Source organism: Paenibacillus sp. J22R98, from assembly GCF_059383835.1.
The window spans coordinates 326,790-345,705 of the sequence record NZ_JBXENW010000008.1; the positions used below are offsets into that span (position 1 = coordinate 326,790).

Genomic DNA, 18,916 nt, shown 5'->3' on the forward strand with positions numbered 1-18,916 from the left:
CTTTACCTTAGAAAATTCGGTAGTTTGCAAACCGGTAAGCCAAGCTGTACGATACGGCAATTAAGACGAATCCGACAACCGATTTCAAGAGCCCCACCGCCGTTGCTAAGCCATACTGCATATCAATGAGTCCTGCCCGGTACACCCAAGTATCGATAATGTCGCCGGTAGAATAGACCGTTGGATTATATAAGTTGAAGATTTGATCGAAGCCTGCATTTAGAATATTGCCCATGCTTAAAGTCGCGAGAAGCACAGCAACCGGTATAATGCTCGGGAGCGTAATGCGGGTCAATCGTTTCCACTGGGATGCTCCGTCAATCGCGGCAGCCTCATACATCTCGGGGTTAATGGACGTTAAAGCAGCAAAGAAAATGATGGCATTAAAGCCGAATTCCTTCCACACGTCACTTCCTACAATGAGAACGGGGAAGATGTGCGCATCTGCGAAGAACAATCCCTTCTCAAGTCCAAAACCGGCTAAAATCTGATTCACGGGACCGGAGTAAGAGAAAATATCCAGCATCATGCCGGCAACAATGACCCAGGATAGAAAATGCGGCAGATACACGACGGTCTGAACCGCACGGGTAAACACTCTATTCTTCACTTCATTCAGCATCAGCGCAAATGCCAGCGGAACAACGAGATTCCCGACCATTTTGGCTAATGCAATGAAGATCGTATTCCGGAAAATAATCTTACTGTCGTCCAGCTCAAACATATATTGAAAGTTTTCCAAACCGATCCAGGGTGACTTCAGAATACCAACGCCCGGATTAAAATCTTTAAAGGCCGTCATGATGCCGTACATAGGAAACAGATTATAGAAGAACAACCAAACCAGTCCGGGCAGTAGCATGAGATAATAATGTTTCGCGAATCCTTTGTGTGTCTGCATCCTTGATTTCCCCTTATTAGGAAGTCAAGACGAGTAGCGAGTACCCGTCTTGACCAGTTTATGGAAGAGACTTACTGCGCCATTTCAGATTGGCGCCAGCCGTTTCTTCCGAACTATTTAAGCTCGTTAACCTCTTCCGTGATTTTGTCGCCGCCTTGATCCTTCCATTTCGTCACGAACGTATCGAAGGCACTTAGATCTTCGCTGCCCATGATGATTTTGAGGAAGGTTTCGTCTTCCATTTTCTTGAGGTTGGTCCATCTGGATTCCATTGTTTTCGTTTGAGCCGTCGCGATGCTTCGTACCCAATTGATATCCGCATCAACGAAAGTCGAACCGCCGTTCAGATGGGCATAGATATGCGTGAAGAATCCAGGGTCTGCTGCTTGGTCGAACGTGCTGATATCATAGCTGTCGAAAGGCTCTTTCTTGATCGCGTCTACGTGCTTCGCCATTTCATAGGCCCAGCCATAGTTCACTTGGTCGAAATCTTCAATCTTCATTTCGCCCTTCAGATGTTTGCGCAGGGAATTTACCGCATACTCAAGCTGGTCGCCTGCACCAAGAATCAAGAACAACGGCACCTCTTGCGAAGTCATTTGCTTACCTGCTGTCAGCTTGTTGAATTCCTCGTCCTTGCCCCATTTATGAATCGAAGTCATCTTCACGATGGCTTCCGGGTGTTTAGCCCCTTTGCTTACCACGATATAGCTGCTTCCCGTAGCTTGGTTGGAGTTGAATTTGCCTGCAGCATCAAGCGGCGCCGCATACGGTCTCCAGTTCGCTTTCGGATCGTTCTTAATGTTATCCGGGATGTTGTTATACGCAGACCACCAAGGTCCGAAGAAAATGCCCGTCTGTCCGGCTGCAACCACTTCGGCCGTGCTTTTGCGAACACCCAGCTCCTTATCCAGAATTCCCTTCGCGTACCAGTCTTTCATCATCGCCAGTGCTTGCTTCGTCTCCGGCGTAGTGGAGCCGTAAACCGCATTACCGTCCTTGTCTTTCACCCAGATACCAGGATAAGCATCGTTAGCGAAGAATAAGGAAGAGAAATTATACCAGTGATCCGTGGAGTTCAGGAATGTGGAGTAGAGCGTACCGCCTTGCTGCGTACCCACGATCCCGACTGTTTTGTCTCCGCCCATCTTGTTGTCGATGAAGGCTTTGGCGATGTTCTCCAAATCCTGCAGCGATTTTGGCGGCTGCAGGCCCAGCTTGTCGAGCCAGTCTTTCCGAATCCAAGTCAGCGGTGCAGAAGGAAGCGTCGTTTCCGGAAGGGCATATAGTTTGCCGTCAAACGTTACGCCATCCAATAACCCCGGGTTGGAATCGTAAACCGCCTTCAATTCCGGACTTGCGTATTTGTCATAAACCTCGTTCAGATCTGCCAGCTGGCCCGCTTTAACCATTTGTCTCAGCTGCGTTTCATTGACGACCATCGCATCCGGCAGGTCATTACTGGAGATCGCCAGGCTGACCTTCTGTTGATAGTCCGGACCTTGAGCCGCTTCCCATGTATGCTTGACCACGATGTTGAATTTATCTTTCAACCAACGCGTGTACACATTGTCTTCTGCCGTATCCGTACCGTCGAACTTGTAGTTCGGGTCAATCGCTCTGCCGATCGATACCTCGGTAGGCTCCGCGAACTTCGCGAAAGGATCGATGACTTCATCTGCTGCGGTGTTAGCGGCTGAATTATTACCAGCCTGTGCGTTGCTGGTGTTATTCGCCGTTTCCTTGCTGTTCTCTGCCTTGTTATTGCTCGCTGTACCGTTATTGGTGTCGTTGTTGCTACCGCAAGCGGCCAGACTTGCCGTTACCAGCAGCACAGCCATGGTCGATAATATACCCTTTCTCATCTTGCTCCCCCTCGTGGAAATTTCGTTTGTTTGTTTCTGACAAATTCAATATAGCATGGCTCTTTATTTTCCCGAGTTAGAGCGCTATTCCGTAGTAGGTAGACGATTCTTCGCAAAATAAAGAATGCGCACGAAAAATGTCTACCCATCTTTCGTACGCATTCTACCCTATTTGGTGCGGCCCTCTGAGAGCTGCCGGAACTCGCTTGGCAGAACCCCCACCTGCTCCCTGAATAAACGGCTGAAATATTTCTCGTCATTGTAGCCGATCTGCTCCGCGATCCACTGGATCGTCTTGGTCGTGTTTCGCAAATACTCCTTGGCTCTCTCCATGCGAATATCTCGCACATAGTCCGAGTACGTCTGGCCCACATATTGCTTGAAGCATTGGCTGAAATAGCTGCTGCTCATGTTGACCTGCTGCGCGATATCGGCAGCCGCAATCGGCTCGCTGATGTTCATCTGCGCCAGGTTCATCGCTTTCACGATGCTGTTCTGAATTTCCTTCGAGAACAGCGGTTTGGTATTAGCCGCGCTGATCCTGTCGCGTACATCCGTTAGCCATTCTTCGAACCGGAACCAGCTGGAGAAGAAATCCTCGATCAGGATCGGCTCAGACAGAATCTGCTGATACAGCCTGTTCCATTCGTCGGACAGCGAGAAGAAGATACGGGCCAGCCGAATCGGCGGCATCTTGTAGCCCTTCAGCTCCTGCATCATCGACTCGAATACAGAGGCTTCATAGATCCATTCCGCAGATAGCCATTTCCCCTTTATCTGATCGACTCCGAAGCTTCTGTCCGCCTTCTCCCGAAGCAATAGCTCGACAGCGTTCACGAATTGAACAGACTCCGCCGGGTCGAAATCATAGAACAAATCGCTCTTCCTATATCCTCTTATCAGCTGCAGCACCGACTTCTTGTCTATCCCGGATAAGCTCTGAAAGCATACCAGTGCCGCATTGGGATCGGGCAGATAGGATACCGGCAAGCTGCCGGTCCAGTACCAGACACCGGCCTCCGCTTCGACCGCCTGATCAGGGAGGGCATACTCCGTTGGCGACGACGACGATTTGGAATCTTCGTTCAGCGGATGCAGCGAGTACAGAACAAACCATTCATCGGCTTGTTCCGCTTCCTCATCCGGTAGAGAGGCCGCTTTGGAGCCTTCCTTTTGCTCCATCAGTGTTTTGATTCTGCCCAATACTTCCTCGAATTGCTCCCTCTCCAGCTGCACCTTGGCAATATAATCAATGGCTCCGAGCCTCAGCGCCTCCTGCACATATTCGAAATCCTGATGGAGCGTCAGCACGACAATTTGAACATGCGGATATTGCTGCCGGACGATTCTCATGAGCTCGATACCGGACATGACAGGCATAGACAAATCCGTAATGAGCAGATCGACTTTGCTCTCTTCCATGAATTTGAGCGCATTCTCGCCGTTATTCGCCTCGCCTATGACCTCCATCCCGAACTCCTTCCAGGGCATGGCCGAAGCAAGACCTTTGCGTACCAGCTTGTCATCATCTACGATCAATACGCGAATCATCCGTTATACTCCACTCCTTAAGATGGGAAGGCGGAGCGATACAATCGTCCCTTTCCCAATCTCGCTTCTGATTTCTAATATAGCCGTCTCGCCGTAAGTGGCTTGCAAAATTCGCTTCACATATCGCATGCCGATGCCCATGCCGACCTTATGGCTGTCTTTGGCCTCATCATCCAGCAGCCGATCGATCGTTTCCTGCGGCATGCCCGCTCCATTATCCTGAATCGTAATCTGCAGCGCTTGCTCATTCCATTGCACGCCTACATAGATGTAACCGTCGTCGCTTACCCCATGATAGAGCGCATTTTCGACTAATGGCTGCATGAGAAACCGCGGGCATGGAATCGTCAGCGCCTTCTCGTCCACGTCCAGATCCACATCAAATTGGAAATCATAGCGGATCTGCTGCAGCTGCAAATATTCCTTCAATGCGTCAATCTCATCGCCGATCGTTGAAACCTCGCCCATTTTGCCGAGATTGTAATAGAGCAATTTATTTAAGGAAAGCACCAGCTTGTCAATCTCGTGCTGTCCGTTCATCAAGGCCAGCCAGTGCACGGTATCGAGCGTATTCATGAGGAAATGAGGATTGATCTGATAGAGCAGCTTCTCTACCTCCAAATCCGCCCTTCGCTTCTCCTTCAATTCGATTTCTTCATATAAAGCCCATATCTTGCCCTTCATGCTTCGCGTCTGATAGAGCAAATAATCGAATTCCGGAATATGCGTTACTTCCGTATGTTCCTTCACATTGGAGTGGATCAAGGATTTAATCTCCATATTAAACTTATCCAGCGGCCGGTATACCATTTTCCACAGCAGCCAGGAGAAGAAGACGGCACCTACAAAGAAAGCTAGGAAAATGCCCGTAATTTGAAATAACCATCGGTTCCGTTCCTGATTCAGCTCATTCCCCGGCGTAACCGAGACGATGCTCCAGCCTTGATTGCTGATCTCCCGATTCCAGAAATAATCGCCGTGATACCCGGATGCCTGATCGGAGGCCGGAAACACGCTGTTCTCCGGAAAAGCATCCTGCACTTCGCTGAAAGCAATCCGCCGCTGATCATCCAGAATGAGCAGGCGGCGTGAGCTTTCTTTGCGATTCTGCGGGGCGAATAACGACTCAATGGCGCTTCGCCCTGTCTCTATGTATAAGTAAATGTTCTGATCCGGCAAATTCACTTTCCTCATGATGCTGAAGACAAACTGATTAATAGAGCCATTGTAGCTTTTATAAGGCCCATAGTACGTAATCTCCGGGAATTCCGCCAGTACCGGGAGCTGCTTCGGCGCGAAGGTTCCGCGAACTCTGAAGTTCTCGAAATCATGCGTGTCTTTCTCCGGGTCGTAAAACATCATTAAGCCGACATTCGGATTGGAGAAGGAGATGACATTCAGCTCCGTCTTGATATCATTCGTGAGCTTCAGCCGTTCATACGGCTCTTGCTCCGCAGCGAGCTGTTCGAGCAGCCTATTCGTTCCGCCGCCGTAAGCCAGCTGCTGAGAGACATGGTTTAAGTTGTTGATCGCATTCTCAAGCGTCATCAAGTCCTGCTTCAAATTGCTTTGAAGCGCGCTCTCTACCTTGTTGCTGATGATGGAATCAATCGTATAGAAAGATATAAACCCCAAACAAATAAACGGAGTCAAGCTGCTAATTAGGAAGATAATTATGATTCTGTTTTTGAAGGTTACGTTTTTGAGCCGCAAGAAGTCCGTCTTCGTAAGCAATCATCCCTCTCTCACTTCTGCTTTCACCCGCCAGATGGGAAAAAGAGCTTCCCAACTTATTATCATACCCTGAAACGACAAAATGTGAATGAGACAATTTGCTTGAAAGAGGGGGAGAATTTTTAGTAGAGACCGACGACGAGTAACGGTTTATGTGCTAACGAATCGTAGGAGCCTTATTTGGTCAGATTTCCCACCTATGAAAATCTAACGAATCGTGGGGGCCTTATTTGGGCAAAATCGACTCCAAATTACCCTTAAATCGTCAAATAAGGCCTGTACGATTCGTTAGATTTTTTTTGGAGCTGTTTTGAGGCGAATAAGACCTGTACGGTTTGTTAGCGTCATCTCCTTTATCCGAGATCCCGCTGTTCAAATCGTCAAACAAGCAGCATTTCATTTCTGTTCAAACTATTCAGCACGTGAAAACACCTCAGCCGTTCCCGGCTGAGGTGAAATGAGATTAATTGAGATACGGAGATGACTCTCAATCACATATTCAACGCATTACTCCACAATCGTAGCTCTCAAGCCCTCCGGAACGCGAACATAGTCGAAGACGCGCGCTCCATTCTCGTCCGTATGCCACTTCACTTCGATCAGTCCGAGTGCGTGCGGCACAGCGCCTTCGGCCCCGGTTACCTCTGCCGTCTGCACATGAATGATAACCTCATCCGGCTTCTCAATGGTCGGCAGATGGATGCCAAGCACGTGCGTGGACATGAAGTACGTCGGGCATGCAGACCATGCGTGGCATAGACTTTGGCCCAGATCGTAATACTCCGGCGTCTGCTTCAGCCCCTTCTGCAGGAACCAGCCCCAGCCTTGACGCATCATCCGCTCTGCCGTGTCCGTCAGACCAATCAAATACAGCCCTTCGAAAATATAAAAGGAGAAGCTCGGCGATACATACACGCCATCCTCCGGACCGTATCCATTCACGAACAGCGATTTGAGATCGCGGCGCACATGTGCGCGCACCGGCTCCAGCTGCTCATCCGTCAGCACGCCGGCACGTGCAGCGAACAAACTCGCGTGCGCCGAATGCGACAGCTTCTGCTCATTATCGCTGTAGCAGCCGCGCTCCTCATCCCAGAACGTATCCCGGATCGCTCGCTCAAGGGTAGAAATCCTGCGCTCCAGCTCGCCGATTTCCTCATGTCTGCCGATGGCTTCCGTAAGCTTCGCCGCGGCACGCAGCGCAATCAGATACGTACAGCTGAACACACAGTGAATGCCCGTGATGTCCATGTACCCTTTCACAATAGCAAGATCGCCATGGAAACCGCCGTAGTGCGCTTTAATACCGCGCTTCACATCCCACTCCGCGTCGAGCAGCAGATCTTCCCGCTCATCAGCCAGCTCATGGAACCAAGCCAAGTTATGCTGGATAGCATTCCAGTACGTCTCTACCAGCTGGGCATCGCCGGTTTGTTCATAGTACGCCCAGAAACCTTCCAGCGCGTTTAGTGCAAAATCCGATATCGTATAGTCGCCCGTATTCGGATAAACCGCTCTGAATTTACCGGTCGCATCCGGCGATTGCCCCATAAGCTGAAGGCTGCGCTTCATAAGCGCTTGATCACCGAATACCGCTAGATTGTTATGGTATTGGATAATGGTATCGCGGATGTACTGCCCACGCTCACGCGTCACGCAATCCGTATAGGCATCCTCCATGTTAACCGTTTCTGTCCGAACGCCCATCTCCCAGATCTGCTCAAGCAGCGGGTCGGAGCAGCGGAAGGTTCCTTTTGTCTCCACCGGATAACTTGCAGATGCAAGCTCCAATCCTCTCAGCACCACATCCTGCTTTGGATTCCGTACCGTCAATTGTACATAACGGAAGCCTCGCGGCTGCGTTAACCGCCAATCCAATTGCGTGCGGCGTTTGTCCCCATAAGCTCTGTCGCCAAGCCCATACCAATGATAATGGCGCAAATGCTTGCCGTCCGCGTTCAAGTGCTCGCCATAGGTCAAGTCAATCGTTGCACCGCCCGCACCTTCAAGCACAACACGTGGAAGCACAAGCCGAGTCAGGCCCAAATCGAGCAGCAGCGAGAAGCCGTTCGGATAGTCAGCCAAGGAGAAGACACGATCGGTCAATTGGTCCACTTCGATGGATTCAAAAGCATGGCCGTACGTGTCCCAGCCGGTGGACATCGTCGGGCTTTCGCCTTGCTCATGTACAGTGACTTCAATCCAGCCGCCAACGTCAGCTAGCTCATCATCAATTGCAAAAGGCAGCTCGCGCCCGCTTAGCGCCGATGCGTACAGGTCATGCGAGACAACCGGCGAACGGTGGAATTGCACCGTACCTTCCGGATCACGATCCGCGGATACGACTAACCCGAAGCCTTCGGGCAGTGCGAGGTAATGGTGATACATATCTTGAAGCGAATCGCATTTGGCAAAATAAGCATTCCACCCTTTGCGCAGACTTACGCGGTGATTCAGACGCATGCTTTTGTCATCGGCGTACAGTCCTTTGGCAATCGGCTCCCCGTTGATCCAGCTGTTCTGGTAGAACAGTCCCATCGTAATGACGACGTCTTCCGGTGAATAAATCCAAGTCTTCACCGCCATGAAACGGCTGGTCAGCTCCGGCTCATGGATTTCATTCACATGCGGCATAGGCACGCTGAATGAGCAGAGCAATTCCTGCGTCTCAAGCGGCATCAGATGCAGCACGCGTTCTACCGGAACCGGCTCTCCGGACATATACGGGATCCCCCGTGCCTCCGGCTCTCCCCAAGCTTGTTGATTCGCGAGCTCTACGCCGCCGCTGATCCAACTGCTGTCATCAAACTCCAATCCGCTCCAGTCGCTTGTTTCCTCCAAACGCTGATCATAGAGGTCGCCCGCTTTCAAGAACAGGCTCGATTTGGCCGCATACCGATAAGCCGGCGCCGAGGACGCTTTCCATGCTGCGTTTCCTGTTGCCAGATCGATTCGCTCGCCGCCTGCAAGCGTAACATCGCCCCAGGCCGTGAAACCGGCTTGCGACAGCATCGTGATGAACGTTTTGTGCCCCACGTAATTGACCTGCACGGCGATCGCGTTGCGACCTTCATGAAGTAAGTCGCTCAGGTCATGGGAATCGTACACCGGGTGCTGGGGATCGAATCGCAGCGAGCCCAAACGGACATACTTACCATTAATGTACAGCTGGTACGTCGTATCCGCGAACAAATGGAGAATCGCATTCTCCGGTTTGCTTCTCAAATCCAGCGTCAGTCTGAACCTTGCATAGAGATTGCGTCCTTGTCCGGACTCATCGTACCAAATCGCTTTTGCCTGCATGAGTGCACACACACCTTTTCCCCATAATTGTTCGTTCTTATTCGACGTAAGCGATCTGTCTGCCGTCATCATCGGCTGACTGCATCACATTCTCGACTAATCGCAGGCTGCGAAGCCCTTCGCGAATCGGGCATACCTCCGGTCCTTCTCCGCGCAATGCCGCAATGAAGGCAATCGTTTCGTCCTCATAAACGTCGAGATCGGAAGCGAAGGTTTGACGTACGTTCTCGGATCCGCCCGTAAACACGAATTCCGCATCGTTCGCGCTTGTGAAGTAAGCTGTCAATTTGCTGCAAATGACCGTGAAGCTGCAGTTCCATTCATTCGGTACCGCGCAATTGGAAGCCGTAATGGATGCCATCGCGCCGGAACGGAAACGAATAACCGCTGCGCTTGTATCCTCAACCGTATAGCCCTCCGCTTCGCGATGGTTCAAATTCGCCGTAAAGCCGCTGATTTTATCGGGCGTACCCAAGAAATACATCGCCAGATCATACGTATGAATGACCTGCTCGAACACCTGTCCACCTGAGAGATTGCGATCCCCCCACCAAGACGAATGCAGCGAGTTGCAATCGTAACGGCCATCGAATAACGTTGGGATGCCGGCCGTACCGTCCTCGATCAGTCGTTTCAACTCTTTGACCGCAGCGCCGAAGCGATTGTGGTAGCCAACCTGCGACACGACTCCCGCTCCCTCTACAGCCGCAGTCATGCGCTCGGCAATTTCGGTATTCAGCGCGATCGGCTTCTCAAGGAAAACCGCGATGCCTTTGCTCGCCGCCGCTTCAACTTGACCCTGATGCGCATAAGGCGGAAGGCAGATGTATACCGCATCAAGCGTTTCCTTCTCCAGCATGGTGTTGAAATCCTCATAGGCGTTAGCTGCGCCGCCTGTGTGCGCTTCACGGAATGCTTCGGCTTTCTCAAGCGATGTGCCGCAAACCGCGGTGACTTCAACGCCTGGGATGTTCAGCAAATTGCGTGCGTGTTTCTGTCCCATCATGCCAAGTCCTGCAATACCAACTCGAATTGATTTCAGCATGCTATGTTTTCCTCCAATGGGTTAGTTGAATGGGCTGCCTACTCCGCCAGCTAATCGGCTTGTCCGGTATTTGAGCGGGGAGAGGCCTGTTTTGCTTTTGAAAAAGCGTGAAAAATCGTCAATGTCCTCATAACCGGTCAACCGCGCAATCTCCGTAATCGGACGGCTCTCGGTTTCGAGTAATTGCTTCGCTCTGCGAAGTCGAAGCTGCAGCTGCAGCCTGGTCGGCGTAATGCCGAAGAGCTTCTTGAAGCGCTCCGCAATGTAGGTGGGATGCATATAATAGCGTTTGCCAAGCTCCGCGAGATCGATCCGGCGTTCCGGATTGTCCAGCAGCTCCGTCATGATGCTCATGAACGGATCGGAATGCTCCGCTTTCAGCAGCACATCCGGATGATGGATCGCCGCGTCGATGAGAATGGCGACAAGCTCAAGCGCCTTGGCCTTCTTCATCAGGCTGTCCGACAGCGAGCTCATCCCGCCCGCGATCCGGCTGTATTCGTGGAACACCGATTCGAACTGCTCCGGCTTCGGCAATCGAAAAATAACCGGGAAGCGAAAAGCCTGCAAGGCATCAATACAACCCGCAACCTGCAGCGTAAAATGCCACCAGAGGAATTCCGTTTCCTCGTTCGTGTCTTTGACATGGTCATGCAGCTCGTAAGGCGGAATCAACACGACATCCCCGGGTCCTGCAAAATAATCGCGGCCCGCGATATGCAGCCTGCACGAGCCTTCTTTGATGTAGGAAGCAATATAGAATGGAAGCTTGCGGTTCACTTGCCGCAGCTCGGTTCGTCTGTGCAAATCATGCTCCAGCATATGAAGCGAAGCTTTCTCAATAAGCGGAAGCCACGGATGATTGTTCTTCATGGTAAAACTCCTCACTGCCCCGCTAGATGAGGCATGGGCTGTTGTCCTTCTATTATACAAACAGCTTGGTTGACCTCGTGAGGGAAAACTGTCTGATGGTGGGGGATTTCCGTCCACTGGTGATGCAAAACCTCGGAAGGGTTGGTTTTGCAGCAAGCGCTAAGAGCTCGGGGAGGTTCTCCCCCGAATCTTGGTGCCAGCACCACGAGCTCGGGGGATATTCACCCGAGGTTCCACCATGGTTTGGCGCTTACGAATCCTACAGGCCTTATTCCCGCAAAATAAGCCTCTTTCTGAATCTAACAAATCGTAGGAGCCTTATTGTGTGAAATTGACACGAAAATAAGCCATTTGGCACCAAATAACGGCTGTACGATTCGTTAGAATTTCAAACTCCTCCAATTGGCTAAAATAAGATCTCCACGGTTCGTTAGCTTGAGTACATATCCAACTCTGAGCTGCCAAACCTCTACTTGGCTAAGGCTGATGGGAAATCGATGTAAGGAATCATAATCAATAGCGGAGCGCCGCCCAGTAAGATTAATTCCTTTATCTATTCAATAACCGTGCCTGCACAATGTGCAACATCTCGCCTCTTCCACCAGCCCCAGCCACCGCCTAAACAAAAACTCCGGCAACCTCGCCGGAGTTTTCTATCTCAGCAACAATTAGAATTTCAATACCACCTGCAAGGACTTTTCCGCATTGGTATCTAACATCCGGTAGGCATCTGCCGCTTGTTCAAACGGAACTTGGTGTGTGACAAGCTCGGCCAGCTTCAAGCGGCCGGATAACGCCAGCTCCATAATCGTCCGTTCCATCCGAAGACGATCCCAGCGATTCGTCAGCTGCAGGTTGATGCCGCTGATTTGCGAGCCAATGAGCTGCACACGATTATGATGGAACTCCTCACCGAGGTACAGATCCTTCGCTCCGCCTTGATAGAAGCCTGCAGTCACCACGCGGCCGTTATAGACAACCGAGCGAATCGCTTCATGCAGCGCACCGGAAGCACCGGAAATTTCAATCGCGACATCCGCTCCTCTGCCGCCTGTCAGCTCTTTAATGCGGCTGGCAACGTCGTTGCAATTCCGCGAATTGATCGTATGCGCTGCTCCGAATTGCTCGGAGAATCCGAGCCGATAATCGTCCAAATCAATCGCGATCACTTCCGCCCCGTTCAGCCTAGCCAGCTGAGCAACCAGCTGTCCGGGCACACCTTGCCCGAACACGGCAACCGTTTCCCCGATGTGGATATCCGCATCCAGAATTGCATTCAGCGCAATCGCGCCCATTTGCGAATAAATACCGGCCACCGGATCAAGTCCTTGCGGCAGCAGATGCTTGCGCGCGAAGTCCTCCGTTACGACATGCGAGCTCTTATGCCCCCATGTTCCATACACGACATCGCCTTCTTTAATGCCGCTAACGGCCGAGCCTACTTCCGTTACGACGCCGACTTCTTCGTAACCCCAGCAGCCCCGCACCGGATACAAGGACGATTCATCTTCGATTCGCTCCGTGAAGATCCGTTGTTCTTGATCGAATTGCTTTTTCACAAAAGGATTAAGGCCGCGATAGGCCGTCAACTGCGTTCCGGCGCTAATCCCGGAGTACAGCGTCGTCAATCTAACTTCCTTCGCTTCCAGCCGACTATTCTCCACCTCTACAAAAGCAACTTCCTTTGGCGCAATGAAGTCCAAACGTTGTGTCGTCATCCTTGTCATCCCTCTCCCCTCAACTTCCGCAAGCAAGTCGAACCTGAAGCTATCGTAGCATTCACCGCAGGATCCCTCCATCTCCGAACGCCAGCGGTTTTTGTCAATTCTACAGGTGATTAGGGAGAGCCCGTGCGCGACAACTAATACCTTGGATAACACCCTACCACCTCATGATTAGCAGGGTTAATGACAACAACAATGGGGCCGAGCAGCCCGTCTTGATCGGTATTGAACGTCACGGTAACAAGCTTATGATAGCGGAGCTTCGTACGATCTTTATTAGGCGTAATCCAATGATTATTCATAATAATCGTTGTCACTTCGGCATCCGTGCTGCGTCCCGTTACATGCTTGCGCTGCTCCTCTTCAACCGTAGCCCAAGCGATCTCACGATACTTCGCTTTGCCCGCGTCCGTCAGTTCCACAGGTGGATTCGACACAGCAGCATACCCACGCAGATCCTGAATCGCCTTCGCTACATGATCCCTGTTCGGCTTGAGATCCGTGATGTCATACAGCACGATATTGTTGATTTGATAGCGGGTATGCGCAATAACATCGGCGGCGGCCGTCTTGTTTTCGAAATCTTTAACCCCCTTAACAGCCTCTCCCGGGGAAGGATACACATAGATGCTAATGGTTTGCTTCGTATCCACCACAAATCGGCTCGGAGTGACGCCATTATATACCCTTGCAAATACAGACTCCGGATTTCCGTTTTGCATCGGCTCGAGGAGTATGCCGTTGTGGCCAAAAATCTCTTTCACATCAGCGAGCGAGATGGAACTCTCATCGTTCTTGCACCCCGTCAGACAAACAAGCAGCAGAAGGAGCGAAAATATTATTTTCTTCATAGCATCATCTCCTGCTTGATTGCATGGCTAACTTATCCCTTCGTGCTCACTTCAACTGTTCGCGTTCCGCCGTCCCACTTCACGTCAACTCCGAGCAGTTTGCCGATATCGCTGACCGGGATGTATAGGCTGCCGCTTAGCACGACAGGTGCAAAAGACAACGCGGTCTGCCCGCTTCCCACGGTTGCAAAAGGAGCTCCTTCCGCCAAAATGATCGAGCGGTCGCCGCGCGTGACGGTGGTTTGTTTGGTTTGTGTATTGTAGCCGGTTTTGGCCCCGATTTCGCTCACGAGAAAACGAAGCGGAACAAGCATCCGATTGCCGGTTGTCATCATACTCGGCTCGAATTTCTTCAGCTGACCATCGATGGAGAGGCTGGCATCCGTTTTTAGGTAAGCCCCTGTTCCGAGCCCAATGCCGCTGATCGGCTTGCGTAATTCGGCCGGAAGCGTAAACGCGTAGAGCTTACCCTCTGCCTGCACGAGCAGCTTGTCTCCCACCACTTGGAAAGGGCCATAGCTCCGAGCGGAAGTTTGATAACGGGAAAGTGCTTTGCCAGTCGCAACGTTCAGCGCATAAACCTCACCATCGGTTTGCCCGACATACAGACCCGAATCGATAAGATCTACACGGCTAGCCGGATTGTCGAGTCCCTGATAGAACACCGGCGAATGATCGACTATTTTGCGCGCATGCAGACCGATGTTGTCTCCGTTCTTATAAATCAGCTTTCCGTTGTAGGGTCCTGCGATCCATGTGCCGTCATCCTGGATGATCTCCGGTTTCACTACCGCTGGATCGGCATTCAAATTATAGTGGTAAACCTGATGGTCCTTGGTGGACACATAGACATCGTCGCCTTCCACCACAAGCTTCGTTGCGTATTGGTACATCGGGTCTTCCCCTTGTTTAACAGGGACAAAAGATTTGGTATCCACGACGCTGCCTGTTTGCAAATCGACGACATCCAGGTCTACGAGAAATTTGGAGGAATCGTTCTTCGGCCAATCGTTTTCAAAATAAAGCTTCTCTCCATCCACCTTCAGCACATGCGAATGGCTGCCCGCCAGCCTCCACATGGTTTTGCCGGTCGATTCATCAATGGCATACGTTGTCGTCACCGTAATCGCGCCGGACTCCATTGCCAGCACGAGCAGTTTGCCGCCGACCTTCTCAGGGATGCTGTTCACATCCGTGTTGCGCCATTTCTCATGGCCCGTTGCGAGATTGACCGAGACAAGCCCCAACGAGGAGGCAAAATACAGCGTATTCCCTTCCACCTTGAACTGGCTGAATGTGGACTTCTTATTCGCCTGGTATACTCGCTTGGCCGTGCCTGTTTTGGCAGCCACTTGATAGACCGCGCCGTCCTGCCCACTTACGAATAGGTTGCCGTTTAGTAGTTGAATGGCTCCTGCCTGCAGTTTCGTGCCGTAAGCCCAGAGCAGCTTGCCGGTTTGAATCGTTCGCGCTTGCAGCACGCCCGCTTTGATCGTATAAAATGTACCGTTATCGATCACAATCGGGACTTGGTAGCTGTTCTCTATCGTAGGTTTGTCCAGATCAACCGTCCAAACCGGCTTAGCAAAAGGAACCTTATTCGACACAGCCGGCATCGTTTGGCCATCGTAGCTCGTATTCGGATCTGCGGTTGCTTGTGCAGAGGCTACCGCGGTGCTGGACATCAGCAGCCCGGCCGCCACCAACGCAAGCGTGGTATGTTTCCATGACTTCATTGCGACATGCTCCTCTCAACTCTCGTTTGCGATTCACCTCTATAGACGGCCCTCACCGGGAAAAGTTACATGCCTTTCCAGCGGCTGTTCCGCTAGCGCTGTCGCGAACGCTCCATATTTGCTCCACCTCGCAATGTTCTCCTGCTGTAAGCGGCTATTCCGCTTATATCGTGCAAACTAGCTCGCTTTGGAGTTCTTAAGCGGATATACCGCTTAAGTTGTCGCCATCGCTCCATATTTGCTCCACTCTCGCAATGTTCTCCCACTTTAAGCGGCTATTCCGCTTATATCGTGCAAACTAGCTCGCTTTGGAGTTCTTAAGCGAATATACCGCTTAAATTGTCGCCATCGCTCCATATTTGCACTTTTCTCGCACTGTACTCCCACTTTAAGCGGCTATTCCGCTTATATCGTGCAAACTAGCTCGTTTTGGAGTTCTTAAGCGGATATACCGCTTAAGTTGTCGCCATCGCTCCATATTTGCTCCACTCTCGCAATGTTCTCCCTCTGAGAAGTCGAAACTCAAACTCTCAGCCGGCATTCACTCCAACTAACCCGATCTTCGGCGTCTGAGAGTTCGAAAATCGAACTCTCAGCACCAAATCAGCACCTAAATGCGGCTGAGAGTTCCAAAATCAAACTCTCAGCCGGCATTCCCTCCAACTAACCCCCAACTCGGCGTCTGAGAGGCGGAAAACCCGACTCTCAGCGCGAAATCAGCACATAAAAATAGCCGAGAGTAGGAAAATCCTACTCTCAGCTATCCTCCAACTACCCTTAGCGCTTACGGGGTAGCATTTTAGCACAGGTTGCTCAACCCGCCGTACCCGTCACTTCGCCGTCCGCATCGATATGATCGACGGCAGACAATCCTTCGTACACCGTAGCGATGACGGTGCAGGACACCGTCTCGCCAGGCTGCAAAACCTGATGCGTTCCGCGCTCCAGCCCGTCTTGCAAGCCGACCGGATAGCCGGAACATGGCTCCAGTACCACGGTTTGCAGTTCCCGCCAGCCGCCATAGGAGGCGAACAGCCAGCATGTTGGCAGCACGCGGTTATCATAGCTCAGACCAAACCCGATGCCCTCCCGAGTATGCGTCAGAGCGCACCATCCAGCCTGCATGTCCGTGGCATACTGGAACTCGCTGACGCCTGACGAATGCGGCAGCACTTGCCGCATATCATGCACCTTGCCAGCATCATCCTCGGAATAGGGCCACCGGTAGCTGTACGAGGTTTTACCTGTACGCGGCGTGCCGAAGCCCTCCATCTCCATGGTCCGGGCAGGCAGATCAATCCGCGAATGCTCATCCGCTGCCATCGCCGCGTGCAGCTTCCACAAGTAAGGCTGCGGTTTGCGGCCGATATTCGTGATCGTATGGGCGAAACGCAGCTTCGATTCGCCGGCGCGAAGCGTAACTCGCTTGCTCAGACGCGTTGCACTGATTGGCGTTTCCACCCACATGTGAAGCGTAACCTCTTCGCTATCCACGCGCTCCAGCGCATATTGCCACGGCAGCGTCCAAATCTCCCCGTGATCCGGGAACGTCTCGCCATCGATCGTCTCTGCGATATCATTCGGATACAGCTCATCCCAGCCGCCGAAAAAGTGATCATCGTACACGGCATGCAGCGCAAGCTTTCTCGGTTTCATGCGAGGATGATGCCACAGAAGATCCTTGCCGCGAGGCTTGAACGTGATCTGCCATATTTTCGCGCCTAGGTCCGGCATAATAAGGACGCGAATCAGCTCATTCTCCAGCAGCACCGTTCGAATGTCGTTGTATGTCCAATTGGTATCCACCTTAACAGTCACAGCCAAGCCACCCCTTCACCCCGCAGATTACTGAGCTCTAGACTTCAATCTCGTCCTTCCGATCCTTTCGCCCAACAGGTTAAGTTATTCTGAGCCCTACTCCGTAATCGTAGCCAGCAGATCCTCGCGCAGCGGCGTAAAGTTCTCGATCATCACCGTATCCTCCAGCGCCTTCACCTCATGCACCGCATCGCCGGGCACATGAATTTGTTCGCCTGCGCCGACAATTGTCGTTTCGCCGTTCATCGTCATGGCGATTTTGCCGCTGATGACAAAGGTAAGCTGCTCATGCGGGTGTGAGTGGGCAGGTCCGATTGAGCCCGAATCGAGCGTAAGCATCATACTCATGATCGATTGGCCGGGGCGGAATATTTTGCGGCTAATGCCGGCAATCGGCGAGTGCCATTCTTCAAAACGCGGCATTACAACGCACCTCCGGGAACTAGCAATACTTTCGACACGTTGCCCGGCGAACCAAGCAACACCTCGAACCACTTCGCGCCATCGCTAAGCGGTGCTTCAATTACACCTTCATCAAGCCCGATTCGGCCTTCCTCCAACCACTGAAGCGCCGTACGGAAATTCACAGCCGAGTAGGCAAAAGAGCCCGTCATCGTAATCTCGCTGCGGATCGCGATATTGATCGGCAACGCGGATTCTTCCTCATGCAGCCCTGTAAAAACAACGCGACCACCGGTCGTACACGCCAACACGCACTGCTTGCGCGTCAAGCCAGCGCCCACCGCATCTATAGCAATGTTCACGCCGCTGCCCCCGGTCAACCGCTTCACTTCCTCCAGCGTATCTACGCCGGCTGGACAAATCACATGCTTAGCGCCGAGACGCCGCGCAATCGCAAGGCGATCCTCGTTCATGTCCACGGCAATCACTTCCTGAACGCCATACTGCAGCACCGCTTGAAGAGCAAGAAGTCCAATCGGCCCCATGCCGAGAATAAGCACCTTGTCCGTCGGCTTCGTGGCGGCGAGCTCGGCAACACGCACTGCGCAAGCAGTCGGCTCCGCCAGTGCAGCCTTCTGCAATGTCATCCCATCCGGCACCGCATAGACGAAGGCTGCCGGAATCTTCACATATTCCGCGTTGCTGCCGGGCAGCGCCGCGGAAAGCAGCTTCCGCGAGACGCACAGCTGCTGCCTGCCGCTCGCGCATTTATCGCAATGGCCGCAGGTCACAAGCGGATTCGCCGTGACGCGCTGCCCAATCGCCCAAGCGCCGGAGGCTTCAACCCGGCTGCCCATGGAGGCAATTGTGCCGGAGAACTCGTGGCCGAAGATCATCGGAGGCTTGCGGAGTGAATTTTTGCCTAAGAAGCCGCTTAGCTCCGAACCGCATATTCCACTGAACGCAACCTGAATGACTATTTCGTCTTCCCCAGCGACCGGCGCATCGACTTCCCTCACATTCATTTCCTTCGGACCTTCATAGATAAGTGCCTGCATAGACTCTAATCTCCTCTCAGGATGAAGAGGCGCAAGGAATCCATTCTCCCGCACC

The 18,916-nt window shown here is 52.1% G+C and carries 13 protein-coding genes; all 13 read right to left on the reverse strand.

The window, feature by feature from the left end; genetic code table 11:
* Nucleotides 1–7 precede the first annotated feature (7 nt).
* Nucleotides 8–901 carry an ABC transporter permease gene (locus AC50Y3_RS22480; protein WP_494820955.1) on the reverse strand — a complete coding sequence of 298 codons (894 nt, stop codon included), beginning with the start codon at nt 899–901 and terminating at the stop codon, nt 8–10.
* 113 nt (nt 902–1,014) lie between these two features.
* Entirely contained in the window at nt 1,015–2,766 is a 1,752-nt protein-coding gene (locus tag AC50Y3_RS22485; RefSeq protein ID WP_494820956.1) for an extracellular solute-binding protein, read from the reverse strand.
* A 168-nt stretch (nt 2,767–2,934) separates the two neighbouring features.
* Nucleotides 2,935–4,317: a response regulator transcription factor gene (locus AC50Y3_RS22490; RefSeq protein ID WP_494820957.1), complete on the reverse strand. Its 1,383-nt coding sequence runs from the start codon at nt 4,315–4,317 to the stop codon at nt 2,935–2,937.
* Between the two features lie 3 nt (nt 4,318–4,320).
* Complete coding sequence (locus tag AC50Y3_RS22495) at nt 4,321–6,051, reverse strand: sensor histidine kinase (protein WP_494820958.1); 1,731 nt, start codon at nt 6,049–6,051, stop codon at nt 4,321–4,323.
* Nucleotides 6,052–6,558: 507 nt separating this feature from the next.
* Entirely contained in the window at nt 6,559–9,354 is a 2,796-nt protein-coding gene (locus AC50Y3_RS22500) for an alpha-L-rhamnosidase-related protein (RefSeq protein ID WP_494820959.1), read from the reverse strand.
* Nucleotides 9,355–9,391: 37 nt separating this feature from the next.
* A complete protein-coding gene (locus AC50Y3_RS22505; protein WP_494820960.1) occupies nt 9,392–10,399 on the reverse strand; it encodes a Gfo/Idh/MocA family protein in 1,008 nt (335 codons plus the stop codon).
* A gap of 21 nt (nt 10,400–10,420) precedes the next feature.
* The gene (locus AC50Y3_RS22510; protein WP_494820961.1) at nt 10,421–11,272 is read right to left on the reverse strand and encodes a helix-turn-helix transcriptional regulator; all 852 of its coding nucleotides are present in this window, start codon (nt 11,270–11,272) and stop codon (nt 10,421–10,423) included.
* Nucleotides 11,273–11,940: 668 nt separating this feature from the next.
* On the reverse strand, nt 11,941–12,990 hold the full coding sequence (locus AC50Y3_RS22515) for a zinc-dependent alcohol dehydrogenase (protein WP_494820962.1): 1,050 nt from the start codon (nt 12,988–12,990) through the stop codon (nt 11,941–11,943).
* 143 nt (nt 12,991–13,133) lie between these two features.
* Nucleotides 13,134–13,847 carry a hypothetical protein gene (locus AC50Y3_RS22520; protein WP_494820963.1) on the reverse strand — a complete coding sequence of 238 codons (714 nt, stop codon included), beginning with the start codon at nt 13,845–13,847 and terminating at the stop codon, nt 13,134–13,136.
* Nucleotides 13,848–13,879: 32 nt separating this feature from the next.
* A complete protein-coding gene (locus AC50Y3_RS22525; RefSeq protein ID WP_494820964.1) occupies nt 13,880–15,583 on the reverse strand; it encodes a stalk domain-containing protein in 1,704 nt (567 codons plus the stop codon).
* Nucleotides 15,584–16,396: 813 nt separating this feature from the next.
* Nucleotides 16,397–17,401 (reverse strand): DUF4432 family protein, encoded by a 1,005-nt coding sequence (locus tag AC50Y3_RS22530; RefSeq protein WP_494820965.1) that lies wholly within the window; start codon nt 17,399–17,401, stop codon nt 16,397–16,399.
* 96 nt (nt 17,402–17,497) lie between these two features.
* On the reverse strand, nt 17,498–17,824 hold the full coding sequence (locus AC50Y3_RS22535; protein WP_494820966.1) for a cupin domain-containing protein: 327 nt from the start codon (nt 17,822–17,824) through the stop codon (nt 17,498–17,500).
* The gene (locus AC50Y3_RS22540; protein ID WP_494820967.1) at nt 17,824–18,861 is read right to left on the reverse strand and encodes a zinc-dependent alcohol dehydrogenase; all 1,038 of its coding nucleotides are present in this window, start codon (nt 18,859–18,861) and stop codon (nt 17,824–17,826) included. The genes AC50Y3_RS22535 and AC50Y3_RS22540 overlap by 1 nt, the downstream gene beginning before the upstream one ends.
* Nucleotides 18,862–18,916 lie beyond the last annotated feature (55 nt).

What these genes read in the sequence shown, in the direction of transcription:
- AC50Y3_RS22480 (WP_494820955.1), bottom strand. Translation starts at nt 901, where the DNA reads ATGCAGACACACAAAGGATTCGCGAAACATTATTATCTCATGCTACTG.
- AC50Y3_RS22485 (WP_494820956.1), bottom strand. Translation starts at nt 2,766, where the DNA reads ATGAGAAAGGGTATATTATCGACCATGGCTGTGCTGCTGGTAACGGCA.
- AC50Y3_RS22490 (WP_494820957.1), bottom strand. Translation starts at nt 4,317, where the DNA reads ATGATTCGCGTATTGATCGTAGATGATGACAAGCTGGTACGCAAAGGT.
- AC50Y3_RS22500 (WP_494820959.1), bottom strand. Translation starts at nt 9,354, where the DNA reads ATGCAGGCAAAAGCGATTTGGTACGATGAGTCCGGACAAGGACGCAAT.
- AC50Y3_RS22505 (WP_494820960.1), bottom strand. Translation starts at nt 10,399, where the DNA reads ATGCTGAAATCAATTCGAGTTGGTATTGCAGGACTTGGCATGATGGGA.
- AC50Y3_RS22510 (WP_494820961.1), bottom strand. Translation starts at nt 11,272, where the DNA reads ATGAAGAACAATCATCCGTGGCTTCCGCTTATTGAGAAAGCTTCGCTT.
- AC50Y3_RS22515 (WP_494820962.1), bottom strand. Translation starts at nt 12,990, where the DNA reads ATGACGACACAACGTTTGGACTTCATTGCGCCAAAGGAAGTTGCTTTT.
- AC50Y3_RS22520 (WP_494820963.1), bottom strand. Translation starts at nt 13,847, where the DNA reads ATGAAGAAAATAATATTTTCGCTCCTTCTGCTGCTTGTTTGTCTGACG.
- AC50Y3_RS22525 (WP_494820964.1), bottom strand. Translation starts at nt 15,583, where the DNA reads ATGAAGTCATGGAAACATACCACGCTTGCGTTGGTGGCGGCCGGGCTG.
- AC50Y3_RS22535 (WP_494820966.1), bottom strand. Translation starts at nt 17,824, where the DNA reads ATGCCGCGTTTTGAAGAATGGCACTCGCCGATTGCCGGCATTAGCCGC.
- AC50Y3_RS22540 (WP_494820967.1), bottom strand. Translation starts at nt 18,861, where the DNA reads ATGCAGGCACTTATCTATGAAGGTCCGAAGGAAATGAATGTGAGGGAA.